16 protein-coding genes are annotated in these 15137 nt (G+C 69.7%); 9 read left to right on the top strand and 7 right to left on the bottom strand.

Annotated features, from left to right (window positions below):
- Position 1: 1 nt before the first annotated feature.
- Positions 2-1468 carry a DUF6801 domain-containing protein gene (locus OG892_RS34705; RefSeq protein ID WP_371631164.1) on the bottom strand — a complete coding sequence of 489 codons (1467 nt, stop codon included), beginning with the start codon at positions 1466-1468 and terminating at the stop codon, positions 2-4.
- A gap of 135 nt (positions 1469-1603) precedes the next feature.
- A complete protein-coding gene (locus OG892_RS34700; protein ID WP_073734357.1) occupies positions 1604-2221 on the bottom strand; it encodes a hypothetical protein in 618 nt (205 codons plus the stop codon).
- Between the two features lie 960 nt (positions 2222-3181).
- Between OG892_RS34700 and OG892_RS34695 the strand changes: the two genes are divergently transcribed.
- The 4 genes from OG892_RS34695 (at position 3182) to OG892_RS34680 (ending at position 6679) form a co-directional block, all read left to right on the top strand.
- Positions 3182-4396, top strand: a complete 1215-nt coding sequence (locus tag OG892_RS34695) for a helix-turn-helix domain-containing protein (RefSeq protein WP_371631163.1) — start codon at positions 3182-3184, stop codon at positions 4394-4396.
- 223 nt (positions 4397-4619) lie between these two features.
- A complete protein-coding gene (locus OG892_RS34690; protein ID WP_073734355.1) occupies positions 4620-4883 on the top strand; it encodes a hypothetical protein in 264 nt (87 codons plus the stop codon).
- A gap of 103 nt (positions 4884-4986) precedes the next feature.
- Positions 4987-5460 carry an SCP2 sterol-binding domain-containing protein gene (locus tag OG892_RS34685; RefSeq protein WP_371631162.1) on the top strand — a complete coding sequence of 158 codons (474 nt, stop codon included), beginning with the start codon at positions 4987-4989 and terminating at the stop codon, positions 5458-5460.
- A gap of 4 nt (positions 5461-5464) precedes the next feature.
- Complete coding sequence (locus OG892_RS34680; protein WP_328864650.1) at positions 5465-6679, top strand: acyl-CoA dehydrogenase family protein; 1215 nt, start codon at positions 5465-5467, stop codon at positions 6677-6679.
- A gap of 90 nt (positions 6680-6769) precedes the next feature.
- On the opposite strand, the gene OG892_RS34675 is transcribed toward OG892_RS34680, so the two are convergent.
- Positions 6770-8023, bottom strand: coding sequence for a cytochrome P450 (locus OG892_RS34675; RefSeq protein ID WP_371631161.1), 1254 nt, complete (start codon positions 8021-8023; stop codon positions 6770-6772).
- Between the two features lie 79 nt (positions 8024-8102).
- On the opposite strand from OG892_RS34675, the gene OG892_RS34670 reads away from it, so the two are divergent.
- Together OG892_RS34670 and OG892_RS34665 are read left to right on the top strand one after the other, a co-directional pair.
- A complete protein-coding gene (locus tag OG892_RS34670) occupies positions 8103-8930 on the top strand; it encodes a hypothetical protein (protein WP_073734351.1) in 828 nt (275 codons plus the stop codon).
- 55 nt (positions 8931-8985) lie between these two features.
- Complete coding sequence (locus tag OG892_RS34665) at positions 8986-11058, top strand: MDR family MFS transporter (RefSeq protein ID WP_073734350.1); 2073 nt, start codon at positions 8986-8988, stop codon at positions 11056-11058.
- Between the two features lie 15 nt (positions 11059-11073).
- Here the strand turns inward: OG892_RS34665 and OG892_RS34660 are convergent, their stop codons facing one another.
- A complete protein-coding gene (locus OG892_RS34660) occupies positions 11074-11457 on the bottom strand; it encodes a helix-turn-helix domain-containing protein (protein WP_073734349.1) in 384 nt (127 codons plus the stop codon).
- A gap of 95 nt (positions 11458-11552) precedes the next feature.
- Here OG892_RS34660 and OG892_RS34655 point away from each other — a divergent pair, with 95 nt between their 5' ends.
- Positions 11553-12224 (top strand): NAD(P)-dependent oxidoreductase, encoded by a 672-nt coding sequence (locus OG892_RS34655; RefSeq protein WP_371631160.1) that lies wholly within the window; start codon positions 11553-11555, stop codon positions 12222-12224.
- A 24-nt stretch (positions 12225-12248) separates the two neighbouring features.
- Here OG892_RS34655 and OG892_RS34650 read toward each other — a convergent pair whose 3' ends face one another.
- The 3 genes from OG892_RS34650 to OG892_RS34640 all read right to left on the bottom strand — a co-directional run bounded on the left by OG892_RS34650 (position 12249) and on the right by OG892_RS34640 (position 13873).
- Entirely contained in the window at positions 12249-12704 is a 456-nt protein-coding gene (locus OG892_RS34650; RefSeq protein ID WP_073734348.1) for a YchJ family protein, read from the bottom strand.
- 72 nt (positions 12705-12776) lie between these two features.
- Complete coding sequence (locus OG892_RS34645; RefSeq protein ID WP_024490276.1) at positions 12777-13013, bottom strand: DUF397 domain-containing protein; 237 nt, start codon at positions 13011-13013, stop codon at positions 12777-12779.
- Positions 13013-13873, bottom strand: coding sequence for a helix-turn-helix transcriptional regulator (locus OG892_RS34640; RefSeq protein ID WP_073734347.1), 861 nt, complete (start codon positions 13871-13873; stop codon positions 13013-13015). The genes OG892_RS34645 and OG892_RS34640 overlap by 1 nt, the downstream gene beginning before the upstream one ends.
- 205 nt (positions 13874-14078) lie before the next feature.
- Between OG892_RS34640 and OG892_RS34635 the strand changes: the two genes are divergently transcribed.
- Positions 14079-14537: an ATP-binding protein gene (locus tag OG892_RS34635; RefSeq protein ID WP_073734346.1), complete on the top strand. Its 459-nt coding sequence runs from the start codon at positions 14079-14081 to the stop codon at positions 14535-14537.
- Entirely contained in the window at positions 14531-14968 is a 438-nt protein-coding gene (locus OG892_RS34630; RefSeq protein WP_328864654.1) for a hypothetical protein, read from the top strand. The genes OG892_RS34635 and OG892_RS34630 overlap by 7 nt, the downstream gene beginning before the upstream one ends.
- Positions 14969-15137 lie beyond the last annotated feature (169 nt).

The raw sequence follows: 15137 nt of genomic DNA, 5'->3' as shown, positions 1-15137 counted from the left end.
TTCAGCGTTCCGGCTTGGGAACGTGCACCGGCTGGTTGTCCTCCGTGCACACCGCCTGGTCGTGCTGGGCCGCCGCACAGGGCGGCGCCTGGACCTGCTTCACATAGCCGGGTACACCCGATATGGAGGCGGTGAAGATGTCGTCCAGGTCCTCACCGACCCCGCAGCCCGAGAACGGCGGCAGGGTGACCTGGCCGGTGAGGACACCGCCCGTGACCAGTGTGTATCCGGTCTGGACGCCGTCCTTGAGGACCATGCGCCCCCGAAGCGGCAGTTCGAAGGGCCGTTCGGTACGGCAGTTGGCGCCGACGTCCAGGGCGACGCCGTTGACCTTCACGTCGTGCAGCCGCAACTGGAGCTGGAGATCGATGGTGGTCGTGCCCTCACTGTTTCCCGGGCTGAGGATCTTCAGGTCGGAATGAATGTTGGCCGACGGCTTGCCGTCCGGGCCGTCGGCCGGCGGGATCTGGGTCATCTCCAGGGTCGCGGTCGTCGGCATGAAGCCGAACGTCAGGAACGTACCTGTGGCAGGCGGCAGTTGGGGCTTGCCCCGGTAGTCCAGGAGCACCGAGGAGTCCTGGAAGATGTGGACGAGACCGTCCACGATCTTGATCACCGTCGCACCCTGTTCGATCTGCGAGCAGGCGACCGGAAACAACGTGGCAGCCTTGAGCTTGGCCACGTTCGCGTAGCCGGTGACATAGGCGTTCAGGCTGAACTGGTCGTCCTGGTCGCCCACACAGGGCGGGGCCTTCCCGTCCTGGAGGGTCGGCTTCACCGGGTCGTCCACCTTCGGCGTCGCCTCGTCGCGGCTGGTACCGCTGTCACCGGAGGCTGTGTCCTCATCGGTCGCGGAGGGCTGCGGCGAAGGCCATTGCGGGTCTCCGGCGATCCGTACCGTGCCGAGCTCCAGGACCTGGTCCGGCTCCGGGACGCAGTTCAGCATCACGGCCGAGGGCTCGGCTGCCGGGTCGGCGGTCTTCGGTGAGGTCAGCAGCGCGGTGAGCTTCCCCGCCGTGAAGGTGAGGCCGCCGGACGAGCCCGCGGTCACCGAGGGAACGTCACCGGATGAGGTGACGGTGAACTTCCCCGCGTCCGGAACGGCCACCGGGTCGCCGGTGGTCCCGATCCATACGGTCTCGGCAGTGTGATCGCCCTGCGCCACACCCATGGTCAGCTTGGTCTCGGCCTCGGCGCCCGCCTCCCCGAGACCGGCCAGGTCCGGCAGCCCGGCCTCGGGCAGAACCAGTTCGGTGCTCACGTCCCTGAGCTGAACGGGCTTGCCCACCTCCCCCTCTTCCGGAACCGTCGCGGACACGCGGACCGAGACCGGTCTGGTTCCGGAGGGGAAGTCGCAGCCGTACTTCACGTCGATGTGGACGTCACGATCCCCGGCGGACGCCTGCGCGCCAGGGATCATTCCGGCCATGAGGACCGCGGCCAGAACGGCTCCGCTCCGTGCCGTCACACGCCCACGGCTCCGCCCTGCTGTCCCGCGCATCATCATCCCTCGTCATTTCCTTCCATCGACGGCGCAGACCGCACGGCAGGGTTCCCGCGGTGCGGTCTGCTGAACGTTCGACTGCCCGGCAGCCCCAGTCCGTCAGGTGCCGATGATGCTCGTGATCCCGGTGACGCTGTAGTCGCCCGTGAAGGTCGGGTGGGACCCGTTGGCGACGATCCCGGCGCACGCGGCGGTGGCGCCCGAGACGGTCAGCTGGTGGGCGCTCGAGTTGGAGACCGACAGCTTCTTGGTGCTGTTCGTGTACTTGGCGTTGACCTCACCGGTGACGTTGAAGCTGCAGGTGAGAACGGTGAGCTTGGCCTGGATGTTCTTGATGTAGCCGGTGGTCACACCGGAGGTGTAGTCCTGGGCCACGAGCTGCCACGCCGGGGTCGTCGTGGCGACCGGCGTCACCGGGCCGAGCGCGCTCGTGCACGGGCTGGACGTCGTGCCGAAGGTGGCGGAGGTGATGTTGCCGACCGTGGCGGGGTTGCCCGTGGCGCTGAACGCGGAACCGCCCGCGCTCGCCGTCGGACACGTGAGCGGGATGCCGCTCACCGACAGGACGGTGTTGGTCGACACGGCGGTGAAGGGAGCCGGGTTGGGCGAGACCGTCCACGTGGTGGCGGCGAGGGCCATGGACGGGACGGCACCGAGTACGACAGCCGCAGAAGCCACGCCGGTGGTGACGGCGATCTTCTTGAGGGTATTACGCACAGTTAGTTCCTCCGATTCGACAATGCGGGTGGCACTGCTTGCGGGGACGTGCTTCACAGCTGCCCAAGGGGCAGGAAGAACGTCTACGAACCACTTCTCCGAGGGGGAGACGTACACTCTCGGCCACATCTAATCTGTGACAGGCCGTGACGTTACTTGCGAGAAACTTCGAGCACAATCCTGCTGGTCGAAATTGCTCGCACGGAGTTCTTTTCTCGTACCCGGCTTACTAACTCTCCCGAACCACTTGTCATTTAGTGCGCAGTCTCGCTCGCGGTTCCGCCGGGGAGCCGGCGCCGGGCAGTCGCACCGGCCGCGGAGTCACCCACGGCCCACCGGAAGGGAAGCCGCACCAGGGACGCGCCACGAGGGCCCGGACCCACCCGCCCCGGACCGGGGCCACGGCACCCGGCGCGGACACGGAGAGCACCGGTCGGCGGCCCCGGCCGGCTCAGCGGCGGAAGCATTCTCCCGGCGGAGGAGCGCATATCCACCCGCCGGCCCTTTCCGGGCGCCGCCGCTCCTGCCGGTCCCCTGCGCACCGGAAGCCGGCTGGGGCATTCCACACACCTGGGCCGAAACCGCTTCCACCGGCTCTTTGTCACTCCGTGAGCAGGAAAGACAGATCGCTGAATGCCCGGCTCCGTTTTACTGCACGGGCCGAATCCGCTCCTCGCGTCACAGTCCGGCGCCCCGCCGCTCCGCAGCCCCTGTTTCCATGACGAAGCCGGCGGCTGAAAATATTGTCCGGAAGTGAGCACTCCCGCCCTACCTGCACCGGAGCACCACGATGCGGCCAGGATGTGTGCCCCCTGCATTTCGATCTTGCACAAGTGGTGGGCACGACAGCTGACTTGGTCTATCTTCATCGCGGACTTGGTACGCACCTGTCGGTTCGTGGGAGCGCTTTCCCCCACTGCCTCACCCCCCACCGGGCGCTGGAGAGCAAGGGGACACGTCATGCGAGAAGTCATTTCGCCATTGGACACAGGGGACCCGCTGGGACCGCTTCCCCAGGAGTTCGCCGCCATCATGCGGCCCGAACTGCCGAGCCTCATCAAAGAGATCGGCGTCGAGGTCACCCGCGCCTATCCGGAATACGCGCGCCTGCTCAGCGGACCCAACGGCCAGGCCATTCGCGTCGGCGTCGAACAGAGCCTCTCCTCGTTCGTGGATCTGGTCGCGGAACCGTCCACATCGACCTCGTTGCGCGACGACATGTGCCGCCGGTTCGGACGGTTCGAGGCATACGAAGGCCGCACTATGGAAACGCTCCAGGGCGCCTACAGACTCGGTGCCCGTGTCGCGCTGCGACGGGCGAAGAAGGTCGGCCGCAGTTACAACTTCTCACCGACCCTGATGCTCAGCTTCGCGGACGCCCTCTTCGCCTACATAGACGAGCTCGAATCGCTCTCCCGCGAGGGCTTCCTGGAGGTGCAGTCGCAGTCGGGCGAGCAGGGCGAGGCCATGCGCCGGCGCCTGCTCCACCTGATCCTGGCCGGCCGCCCCGTACCCCGTACCGCCATCGCCGAGCTGTGCGAACAGACCGGGTGGACGCTGCCCGAGGAGGTCACCCTCGTCGCCGTGCGCGCTCCGGCCAGGCTCGACCGGGTCAGCGCCGACCGCGACATCCTGGCCGATCTCAGCGATCCGCAGCCGCACTTACTGATCCCCGGCCCCCTCGACGACGCGCGAAGATCCATGCTCGACCAGTCGCTCCTGGGCAGTCGCGCCGCGATCGGCCTGACCGTCCCCACCGCTCTGGCCTCCGACTCGATCCGCTGGGCCAGGCGGGTCCTCGAACTCGTCGACACCGGTGTCATCGAGGACGCGCCCTTCGTCCTGTGCGCGGACCACCTGATCACCCTGTGGCTGCTGTCCGATCCGGTCCTGCTCGACCAGCTCGCCCGGCGGGAACTCGCGCCCATCGCCGGAATCAGCGCCAACCGCCGCGAACGCCTCGTCGAGACCCTGCGCATCTGGCTCGACACCCGCGGCACCGCGGCCCACATGGGCGAGCTGCTCGACGTCCACCCACAGACCGTCCGTTACCGCATGCGCAACCTGGAGTCCATCTTCGGGGAACAACTGATCGACCCAGAGAGCAGGTTCTCCACCGAGGCGGTCCTGCGGGCGCTCCAACTGCGCGCCCGAAGCGAGGAATCCGCGCTGTAGTGCACCGTGCGGCCGGGACGGGTTCCAGTCGGATCACGCCCGGCGCCGCGAGTCAACTTACTTACAGGTAAGGCGAAATACCCGGTCACTCCCAAACGGTTGCCACACGGAGACGTTCTCAACGAGAAACCCGGAACTGCGTCCCGTTATATGGAGGAGTCGACCGCCCACCCGGCGGCCGCACCGTTCGACCTCCTGGCCACCATTCGAGAGGGAACCTCCCATGACCGCCTCGCACCTGCTCGTCCCCGTGCCGATCCCGGACCGGGTCGCCGCACTGATCGGCTCCTGCATCCCGCAGCACATCCTGGAGGCGGAGTTCGACGCCGAGTGCGCCGCGCGCGAGGTCCGCAGGTTCCGCGGTCCGCGGCTCGGCATCGAGGACCAGGCGGACCGCGAGCAGGCCCTGTCGGAGCTGGCCCGCGCCAACAAGGTCCTGGCCGCCCACCACCCCCTGCTGACGGTGCGCCCCGGCAGCGCCTGGTGACCGCGGGGGGCACCCCTTGCGAAGAGGCGGCAGCTGCTTGCGGAGGGGCTGCCCGGCGCTTACCTTACTCAAAAGTAAGTTTACTTCAGAGTAAGGAACTGGCGTGGCCGACAACAGCAGCGGCAACCTCACCGGTGAACTGGCCGCACTCGACTTCGCGGCCGTCTCCCCGCCGGAGTTCGCGCGGATCGTGAAGGGCCTGTCCGCCAGGCAGCTCGGCGAGGTCATGCACGGCGAACTGCGCGCCCGGGTGCTCGGAGAGGTCTTCGGCCGGATGAGGCAGCAGTTCCGCCCGGAGGCGGCCGGACAGCTCAGGGCGCTGATCCGCTGGAAGATCACCGGGGACACCGAAGAGGTGTACGAGACCGCGATAGCCGACGGCGTCTGCACCGTCAGCGCGGGCCGCTCCGACGCCGAACCCCGCACGACGCTGGTGATGGGCGACGCGGAGTTCCTCAAACTGGTCTCCGGCAACGGCAATCCCGTGACGATGTTCATGATGCGCAAGCTGAAGGTGGCCGGCGACGTCGGTCTGGCCTCGGGCCTCACCCGCTACTTCGACATCCCGAAGGCCTGAGCCGATGAGCTACTTCTCCCTCGCCCTCACCGAGGAGCAGCAGGACCTGCGCAACTGGGTGCACGGCTTCGCCGCCCAGGTGGTGCGCCCGGCGGCCGCCGAATGGGACGCCCGCGAGGAGACCCCGTGGCCGGTCATCCAGGAAGCGGCCCGGATCGGTCTGTACGGGTTCGAGTCACTGGCCGACATGTACGGCGATCCGACGGGGCTCTCCCTCCAGATAGCCAACGAGGAGCTGTTCTGGGGCGACGCCGGAATCGGCATGGCGCTCTTCGGCACCTCCCTCGCCGTCGCCGGGATCTTCGCCTCCGGCACGCCGGACCAGCTCGCCGAGTGGGTTCCGCAGTGCTACGGCGACGAGGACGACCCCAAGGTGGCGGCGTTCTGCGTCTCCGAACCGCAGGCCGGCTCCGACGTCTCCGCGATGGCCACGAAGGCCCGCTACGACGAGGCCAGGGACGAGTGGGTGCTCTCCGGCCAGAAGGCGTGGATCACCAACGGCGGGATCGCCGGGGTCCATGTGGTCGTCGCCTCCGTCGACCCGGCGCTCGGCGCCCGCGGACAGGCCGCGTTCATCGTGCCGCCCGCCACGAAGGGCCTGGAGGCGGGCCGCACCATCAAGAAGCTCGGCCTGCGCGCCTCGCACACCGCGGACGTCTTCCTCGACGACGTCCGGGTCCCCGGGCACTGCCTGCTCGGCGGCAAGGAGAAGCTGGACACCCGCCTCGCCCGCGCCCGCGAGGGCTCGGGCGGCAAGGGGCAGGCGGCGATGGCGACCTTCGAGGTCAGCCGCCCCACCGTCGGCGCCCAGGCGCTCGGCATCGCGCGAGCGGCGTACGAGTACGCGCTGGAGTACGCCGGTCAGCGCGAGGCGTTCGGCCGCCCCATCATCGAGAACCAGTCGATCGCCTTCGCGCTCGCCGACATCCGCACCGAGATCGAGGCCGTGCGGCTGCTGATCTGGCAGGCCGCGTGGATGGCCCGCAACGACCGCACCTTCGACGCGGGGCAGGGCTCCATGTCCAAGCTCCGGGCGGGCGAACTCGCCGTCTCCGCCACCGAGAAGGCCGTGCAGATCCTCGGCGGCGCCGGGTACAGCCGGGAACACCCGGTCGAGCGGATGTACCGGGACGCCAAGATCTACACCATCTTCGAGGGGACCAGCGAGATCCAGCGCCTGGTCATCGCGCGGGCGATCTCGGGACGCCACATCCGCTGAGGCGGTACGGGGCACCCGCCGTCCGGACGCCGCGGCGTGCGCGCCGCCGGGGCGGCGGCACGGACGTCCGCGCCGCCGCCCCTCCCCGTCTCAGCCCGCGACCGGGGTGAAGCGAACCGGCAGCGACCGCGGGCCCCGGGTGAAGACGCCCTGCTCGGACGGGGTGAATCCGTCCGCGAGCCGTACGTCGGGCATCGCGTCCAGCAACTGGTTCACCCCGGTCTCCACCTCGGCCCTGGCCAGCAGCGCGCCCACGCAGAAGTGCCGGCCCAGGGCGAACGCCAGATGGTCGGCCGCCGCGGAGAACGCCGTGGTGCCGGTCAGGTCCGTGCGGAAGATGTCGAACCGGTCCGGGTCACGGTACCGGGACGCGTCCCGGTTGGCCGCGCCGATCAGACAGGTGACGGTCGACCCCGCGGGCACCAGGCCGCCGCCGAGCTCCACGTCCGTGGCGGCCTGACGCATGATCATGTGTACCGGCGGGGTGAAGCGCAGCGTCTCCACGAAGGCCCGGTCGATGAGACCGCGGTCCTGCCGCACCGCCGCGAGCTGCTCGGGGTGGGTGAGCAGGTTGGCGAAGACCGAGGCGATGGCCTTGTCGGTGGTCTCGCCGCCCGCGGCCAGCAGCAGGCTGCAGAAGGCCTTGATGTCCTCGTCGCTCATCCGTACGCCGTCGACCTCCGCCGCGCAGAGCGCGGAGAGGAGGTCGCCGCCGGGGGCCGCCCGGCGCTGCTGGATGACCGGGATCATGTACCCGGCGAACTCCCGCCGGGTGCGTTCGCCGGCGGCCGCCACCGCCGGGTCGCCCGCGAGGTTGCCGAGGAAGGCGATGACGCTGGTGTACCAGCCGTGGAACCGGTCGTGGTCCGCCTTGTCCAGGCCGAGCATGTCCGCGATGACCAGGACGGGGAGCCGCGTCGCGAACGCCCCGACGAGATCGGCCTCCCCGGTGTGGCGGAAGGCGTCGATGAGCTCGCGCGCGTTGCGTTCGATGACGGGGAGGAACTTCTCCTGGAGGTCCGTACCCCGGAAGGCCGGGGCGACCAGGGCCCGGCGGACCGCGTGTTCACGGCCGCTGAGCTGGAGGATGGTGCGGCCGTGGACGGGTTCGATCTGCCAGTCGTAGTTGTCGGTGGTGAATTCCCCCGCCTTGTCCTTGAAGACCCGTTCGACGTCCTCGTAGCGGGAGACGATGTAGCTGTTGGTGGCCTCGTGCCTGATCAGCGGGGCGCTGTCGCGCATGATCCGGTAGGCCCCGTAGGGGTCGGCGGCGAAGGCGGGCGAGAGAATGTCGGGCACCGGCGGCTCGTGCGGGGCGAGCGACTCTTGCGGGGCAGACGTCATGACGCTCCAGGGTCGTTGACGGGCAACGCCGTCCAGGTTATTGACCACCCGTCCGCTCGCACACGCTTTGGGGAACACCATGGCCACCGGCCCCCGCCCGTCCCTCCTCCTCGTCACCGACCTGGCCTATGCGGCACGCGGTCGCCGCTACTGCGACGAGGACATCTTCCTGACCTCACGGCTGCGCGAGGACTTCGACACGGCGCTGTGCCATCCGCGCGACGCCGCCGCGCTGCTGGCCGGATTCGACGTGGCCGTCATACGCAACAGCGGCCCGGTACTGCACTACCAGGAGGCGTACGACGCGTTCCGCGCACGGGCCCGGGAACTGGACGCCCGGGTCTACAACCCGCTGACCGGCCGCGGCGACATGGCGGGCAAGCAGTACCTGGTCGATCTGAGCCGGGCCGGTTATCCGGTGATCCCCACCGTGGACCGGGTCGCGGACCTGGGACTGCTGCCGGACGCCGACGGATACGTGATCAAGCCGAAGCTGGGCGCCGACTCGGCCGGGCTGCGCTTCGTACGGAGTCCCGACGTGGGCCCTGAGGCGGACGGGACACAGCTGATCCAGCCCCGGATCGACTTCCGCTACGAGGTGTCCTTCTACTTCGTGGACCACGACTTCCAGTACGCGCTGCACGCGCCGCACCCGGAGCGGCGCTGGGTGCTGGAGCCGTACGCGGCGAGTGCGGCGGACCTGGAGTTCGCCCGGTCCTTCGTCGCGTGGAACACCCTCGATCACGGAATCCAGCGGATCGACGCGTGCCGGACGGCGGACGGCGAGCTGCTCCTCGTCGAACTGGAGGACCTGAACCCGTACCTCTCGCTGGACCGGGTGGCGGAGCCGGTGCGGGAGGCGTTCGTCACGCGGATGAAGGCCTCGCTCAGGGATCTGCCGGCCTGACACGTCCGGCGGCGCCCGGCATGCGGGTGACGGGGCGCGGTGTGAGGGTGCAAACGTGACCACTGCCAGCGAGACCGCCCCCGCCGCGCAGAGTGCCGCCGCGCCGCCCCTGCTCGATCCGCGCCGCCGGAACATCGTCTTCGCCACGATCGTGCTGGGTATTCTGCTGGCCGCGCTGGACCAGACGATCGTGGGTACCGCGCTGCCCACGATCGTCTCGGACCTCGGGGGCGCCGCCCATATGTCATGGGTGGTCACGGCCTATCTGCTCGCGGAGACGGTGGCGACGGTCCTGGTAGGGAAGTTCGGCGACCTGTTCGGCCGGAAGATCGTCTTCCAGCTGTCCGCGATCATCTTCATCACCGGTTCGTTCCTGTGCGGTCTCGCGACGAACATGACGCTGCTGATCGTGTGGCGCGGTCTCCAGGGCATCGGCGCCGGCGGGCTCATGGTCACGTCGATGGCGCTGATCGCGGACGTCATCCCGCTGCGCGACCGGGGCAAGTACCAGGGTGCGATCGGTGCGGTGTTCGGTGTCTCCACGGTCATCGGGCCGCTGCTGGGCGGGCTCTTCACGGACCATCTGACCTGGCGCTGGGCGTTCTACGTCAATGTGCCGATCGCGATCGTGGTGGTCATCGCCGCAGCCCGCACCATCCCGTCCGTGAAGGCCGCCGGGCGTCCGGTCATCGACTACCTGGGCATCGCCATGGTCACGGTCGGGGCGAGCTCGCTGATCCTGGCGACGAGCTGGGGCGGCAACCAGTACGCCTGGGGCTCCCCCGTCATCATCGGGCTGTTCGCGCTCGGAGTGGTCGCGCTCGCGCTCTTCTGCCTCGTGGAGTTCCGGGCGAAGGAACCGATGCTGCCGATGCGGCTGTTCGCGAACCCGGTCTTCACGGTCTGCTCGATCCTCAGCTTCATCGTGGGGTTCGCGATGCTCGGCGCGATGATCTTCCTGCCGACGTATCTGCAGTACGTGGACGGGGACTCCGCGACCCTCTCGGGCGTCCGGACGCTGCCGATGGTCATCGGGCTGCTGGTCGCCTCGATCTTCAGCGGCAACGTGGTCAGCAAGACCGGCCGCTACCGGATCTTCCCGATCATCGGTTCGCTGGTCATGGCGGTCGGCCTGTTCCTGCTCTCCCGGATGGGCCCGGACAGCGGGGTGTGGCTGGAGTCGCTGTACATGCTGGTGCTCGGTCTCGGCATCGGCCTGTCCATGCAGGTACTGACGATCGCGGTGCAGAACACCGTCGACTACTCGGACCTGGGCACGGCGACCTCCGGCGTGACCTTCTTCCGTACGCTCGGCAGCGCCTTCGGCACCGCGGTGTTCGGGACCATCTACGCCAACACGCTGGGCCCCAACCTCAAGGACGGGATCGCCGCCGCGGCGCGGGCGGGCGGCGATCCGGCGGCGCTGGTGAAGGCCTCGCAGAGCCCGGAGGGCCTCCACTCACTGCCCGGCGCGCAGACGGCGGCGCTGGCCCAGGCGTACGCCGACACCCTGCACACGGTGTTCCTGTGGACGGTGCCGGTCGCGGTGCTCGGATTCGTCGTGGCGCTCTTCCTGAAGGAGGTGAAGCTGCGCGACACGGTGCGGGCCGGCTCGACCGACATGGGCGAGGGCTTCGCCTCCCCGAGCACCGGGGACTCGGCACGGCTGCTCGAATTCTCGGTGGCCAAGGTCCTGCGCCGGGTCGACCCGGACACGGCCCGGCGGATCATCGCGGAGTCGGACACCCGGCTCGACATGGCGGGGGCCTGGGCGGTGATGCAGGTCGAGCTGTTCACCCGGATGGTCGGCCACGCCGGGCTCCGGCTGATCGCGGCCCGGCACCGGCTTCCGCCGGAGGTACTGGTGCCCGTCTTCGACCGGATGATCGAGGAGGGCTACCTCACCGGGGACGGCCACCTCTTCGCCCACACGGAGGCGGGGAGCAGGGAGGCCGCGACCATCACGAACGCCTGGGCGGCCTGGCTCAACGACCAGCTGGGCCACGACGGCGAACGCCCGGACGACGCCCGCCTGCGCGCCGCGGTCGACGTCATCGCCAAGCGGCTGCTGGCGGAGGACCTCACCCAGGAACTGTCCCCGGCGGCCCCGGCCGGCGCGCCGGTCTGAGCAGAGCGGGGCGGACTACGGCGCCCGCCGGGCTGACGCCTCGTACGTCCTGCGGGCTTCGAGGAGCGCGGGCAGGTGGTCCCTGCTCCAGCTCCGGGTCGCGTCGATCAGAGTGAGCAGGGAGCGGCCGAGCGGTGTCAGTTCGTACTCGACCCTGGGCGGGTTCTCCTCGTGGGCCGTGCGGATGACCAGGCCGTCGCGTTCCATCGCCCGCAGAGTCGCGGTGAGCACCTTCGGCGTGATGGCGGCCAGTGGCACCCGGAGCTCGCTGAACCTGCGGGCACCGTCCTGGAGGCAGAGCACCACCATCGCGGTCCACTTGTCACCGATCCGGACCGGGATCGGTGACGACGGGCACACGGGATCGAACATGGCGGGGTCGAGCGGCTCGTGATCCATGACGTGAGGGCCTCCCGGTATCTTTGAAGTAACCAGTATCCCGTGGATACCGTCATTTTCGGTGGCGATCGCCGCCGCCGGAAGGGGGCTGTTCCATGAGCAGCGTGGTCGTGTTCGGTGCGGGCGGTCGGGCGGGGCGGGCGGTCACCGCCGAGGCGCGGGCGCGCGGCCACCGGGTCACCGCGGTGGTGCGGGACCCGGACAAGTACACCGGGCTCGCGACGGACGACGGTGTGCGGCTGGTGCAGGGCGACGTGACGGACGCCGCCGGTATCGCCGGGCTCGTCCGGGGCCACGGCTCGGTCGTCCACGCCGTGAGCCCCTTCTCCGGACCGGAGCAGGGCTTCGCCGGACTCGACCCGCTGTTCTACGTCAAAGCGGCCGATGCGCTGATTGGGGGCCTGCCGGAAGCAGGCGTGGGACGACTGCTGGTGGTCGGCCTGTTCGCCAACCTGAAGGCGGCCGGCGGGCACCTGGTGCTCGACGACCCCGAGGCCTTCCCCAGGGAGATCAGGCCGTTCGCCGCCGCGCACACGGCGGGCCTCGACCGGTTGCGCACCCATGGCGGCGCCGTGGACTGGCTGATGCTGACGCCGCCCGCGCGGCTGGAGGCGGGCGGGATCAGGACGGGCGGCTACCGGACCGGCGGGGACGACGTGCCCGATTCGCCGACGGCACACCTTTCGTACGCGGATCTGGCCGTGGCCCTCGTCGACGAGCACGAGAGGCCGACCCTGCACCGGACGCGGGTGTCCGTGTTCAACTGACGTCGGCGGCCCGCGCGCCCGCGATCAGTCCGCGAAGACCGCCGACTCGTAGACCCAGGCGCCCTCGTGCCGGACGAAGCGGCTCTTCTCGTACAGCGAGTCGGCGCGGCCGTGGTCCTTGAAGTGCGCCCGGAAGGTGACCGTGCCCGTGGTGTGGAAGGCGCTGCCCTCCGTCGTCCCCAGGATCTCCAGCCGCTCCCAGCGCGTCCCCGGATCGAGGTCGAGGGTGTCCGGCCGGGTGCCGGGGTGCCAGGTGCGCAGCAGATACGCGGCGTCCCGGACGACGAAGGCCGCGTACCGCGAACGCATCAGCGCCTCGCAGGTCTGCGCGGCGGCCCCGGCGTGCAGCCTCCCGCAGCACGCGCCGTACTCGGCGGGCAGCCCGCACGGGCAGGGCGATGCCGCGGTGATCTCAGCGACTGGAGCGGTACGGGCGCCACCGGCGGACGGGCGCCGGGGGCGTGCGGTGCGTCGGGACATGGATCCATTGTGGCCTGCGACGGCACCGGGCCGGCAACCGGACCGCTCTCCGTCACGTCACCTCACGTCACCTCACGTCAGCAGGAAGTCCGCCTGGCCGGCCTTGGCTCCCTGGATGAAGGCGGCGATCTCGCGGTGGGTGTAGATCAGGGCGGGGCCGTCCGGGTCCGCGGACTGGCGCATGGCGATTCTTCCGTCGGACAGCTTCATCGCCTCGACACAGTTGCCGCCGTTGCCCCCGCTCCACGGCTTGTACCAGCCCTCGGAGCCGAGTTCGGCGGCCGGCATGCCGTTGTATATGGGTGTCATCACAGCTCCTTGCGGAAGCCCCGGAGGATTTCCTTCGTGCGTTGTGCAGTCGCGGCCTGGGCCGCCATTCGGTCCATGACCTCCAGGTAGGAGGCCACCTCGGGGCGGGCGTCGAAGTAGACGGCCCCGGTCAGGTACTCGCTGTAGACCATGTCGGGGAGCTCGGGGACGGCGAACCGGAAGAGCACGAAGGGTCCGTAGGTGCCCGGGTGATGGCCGGTGGAGAACTCGGCGATCTGGACGGTCACGTTGGGCATCGAGGTCGCTTCGAGCAGCTGGTCGACCTGGGCGCGCATGGTCTCCGGGGCGCCCACCGGGCGGCGGAGCACCGTCTCGTCCATCACGACCCACAGCCGCGGGGCATCCGGCCGGGTGAGCAGGGACTGGCGCTCCATCCGCAGCGCCACATGGCGCTCGATGTCCTCCGGCCGGGTCTGGCCGACGGCCCCGGTGCGCATCACCGAGCGCGCGTAGTCCTCGGTCTGCAGCAGCCCAGGGACGAAGTGCGGTTCGTACATGCGCAGCAGGCTCGCCGCGCCCTCCAGGCTGACGTACATGCTGAACCAGTCGGGCAGCACGTCGTGGAAACGCTGCCACCAGCCCGGCTTGTTGGCCTCCTCCGCGAGGACGACGAAGGCGTCGGCCTCCTCCTCGGAGATCCCGTAGGCCTTCAGGAGGAGTTGCACATAGGCGATCTTGAGGGCGACCTCGGCCGTCTCCAGCCTGCGTATCGTCGCGGGCGCGACACGCAGCACCTTGGCAGCCTGGTCACGGCTCAGGCCGACACGTTCCCGCAGATCCTGCAGGCGCTTGCCGAGAACGACCTGACCCACGGTCGGGGCGGACCGCGGTTCACTCACTTCAGACCTCCCCATGCGCTGTTTGCGAGCAGTGTGCCATGCGCGTGCCATCAAAGACACAGCCACTCTGGAAATTTCAGAGTGCCTCTTGCCAAGTGTTCGCGACAGGGGGACAGTTGGTGAGTGAACCAGTTCACTAGTCGCGTTCACCTCTTTTCATCAAGATCGCGAAGCGTGACACAGCCCCCACTGTGAGGATTCGGTCGTGGCACCTGGCAGTGCGCTCATCTCCCGGCTCGTCGACCTCAGTCCCGGGACGGAAGCGCTCCGGTACTGCTTCGCGCTGCCCGCGCACCCGGAGTCGGTGGCCGGTGCCCGTCGGCTCACACGGGCCCGGCTGGACGAGTGGCGGCTGGACGACGACGCCCACGACGCGGCGATCCTCATCGTGTCCGAGCTGGTGACCAACGCGGTGGTGCACACCTCCAGCTCTCGCGTCGTGTGCGAGCTGCGCTGCCTCGACCACCGGCTGCGCATAGCCGTACAGGACCAAGGACACCAGCCCGGCGGACCTCGGTTGTGCCGCAACGCCGACGACGAGCACGGACGCGGCCTGCTGCTCGTGGACGCGATGTGCAGCGCCTGGGGGTCCCGCGACGCGGGGGACGGCTCGGGCCGCATCGTCTGGGCAGAACTGCCGCACGGCTCGGAGCACTCATGCTGAAGAACGCCATGTCCCATCTCCTGGGCACCCGTCGCCCCCGTGAGCCGGGCCGCCCCGGTGGCGGACGGGTGCAGCTCCCGCTCCCCTCGGCCCTCACGGCGACCCTGGGCTGCGACGCGGTGGGGGTGCCGGCGCGGTACGGCTTCCGGCTGATGTCTCATCTGCCGCGTACCGGCTGTGTCTTCGACGACGGGGAGCGCTGGTGGTGGATCGTCCCGTCGGGCTCCGATCTCGAACTGGACTGGCCCGATCAGGCGGCGTACGCGCGCGGCGCCTACGTCCCGGCGGTGCGGCCCCGGCTGATCCATCAGCCCGACAGCCGCACGCCCTACACGCCGCCCATCCCGCTCTACCTGATGGTCTGCCAGGTGACCGGGGTGACGCCCTCGTGGACGTCCGCGGGCGGCCCGCGGGTCTCCTCCGCCCCCTGACCGACGGGGACAAGGGTGGGGGGCGTCGCATCGACGATGCGACGCCCCCCACCCGCGTACTCGCACATCCACGATCCGGCCCTTCGGGCTGTCCAGTCGTACCTGGAGCACACCGCTCACGCCCCGGCCTGGCGCCGGTGCCCGCGTACGGGAGGGCGGCCTCGCCCTT

This window comes from Streptomyces sp. NBC_00341, assembly GCF_041435055.1.
In the GTDB taxonomy this organism is placed as follows: domain Bacteria; phylum Actinomycetota; class Actinomycetes; order Streptomycetales; family Streptomycetaceae; genus Streptomyces.
Note: the sequence above shows the minus strand (reverse complement) of the source record. Positions and strands in the feature narration are given on the sequence as shown.

Excerpts from the sequence above, each read along its gene's own strand:
- OG892_RS34695 (WP_371631163.1), top strand. The coding sequence starts at position 3,182 with ATGCGAGAAGTCATTTCGCCATTGGACACAGGGGACCCGCTGGGACCG.
- OG892_RS34690 (WP_073734355.1), top strand. The coding sequence starts at position 4,620 with ATGACCGCCTCGCACCTGCTCGTCCCCGTGCCGATCCCGGACCGGGTC.
- OG892_RS34680 (WP_328864650.1), top strand. The coding sequence starts at position 5,465 with ATGAGCTACTTCTCCCTCGCCCTCACCGAGGAGCAGCAGGACCTGCGC.
- OG892_RS34675 (WP_371631161.1), bottom strand. The coding sequence starts at position 8,023 with ATGACGTCTGCCCCGCAAGAGTCGCTCGCCCCGCACGAGCCGCCGGTG.
- OG892_RS34670 (WP_073734351.1), top strand. The coding sequence starts at position 8,103 with ATGGCCACCGGCCCCCGCCCGTCCCTCCTCCTCGTCACCGACCTGGCC.
- OG892_RS34660 (WP_073734349.1), bottom strand. The coding sequence starts at position 11,457 with ATGGATCACGAGCCGCTCGACCCCGCCATGTTCGATCCCGTGTGCCCG.
- OG892_RS34655 (WP_371631160.1), top strand. The coding sequence starts at position 11,553 with ATGAGCAGCGTGGTCGTGTTCGGTGCGGGCGGTCGGGCGGGGCGGGCG.
- OG892_RS34650 (WP_073734348.1), bottom strand. The coding sequence starts at position 12,704 with ATGTCCCGACGCACCGCACGCCCCCGGCGCCCGTCCGCCGGTGGCGCC.
- OG892_RS34645 (WP_024490276.1), bottom strand. The coding sequence starts at position 13,013 with ATGACACCCATATACAACGGCATGCCGGCCGCCGAACTCGGCTCCGAG.
- OG892_RS34630 (WP_328864654.1), top strand. The coding sequence starts at position 14,531 with ATGCTGAAGAACGCCATGTCCCATCTCCTGGGCACCCGTCGCCCCCGT.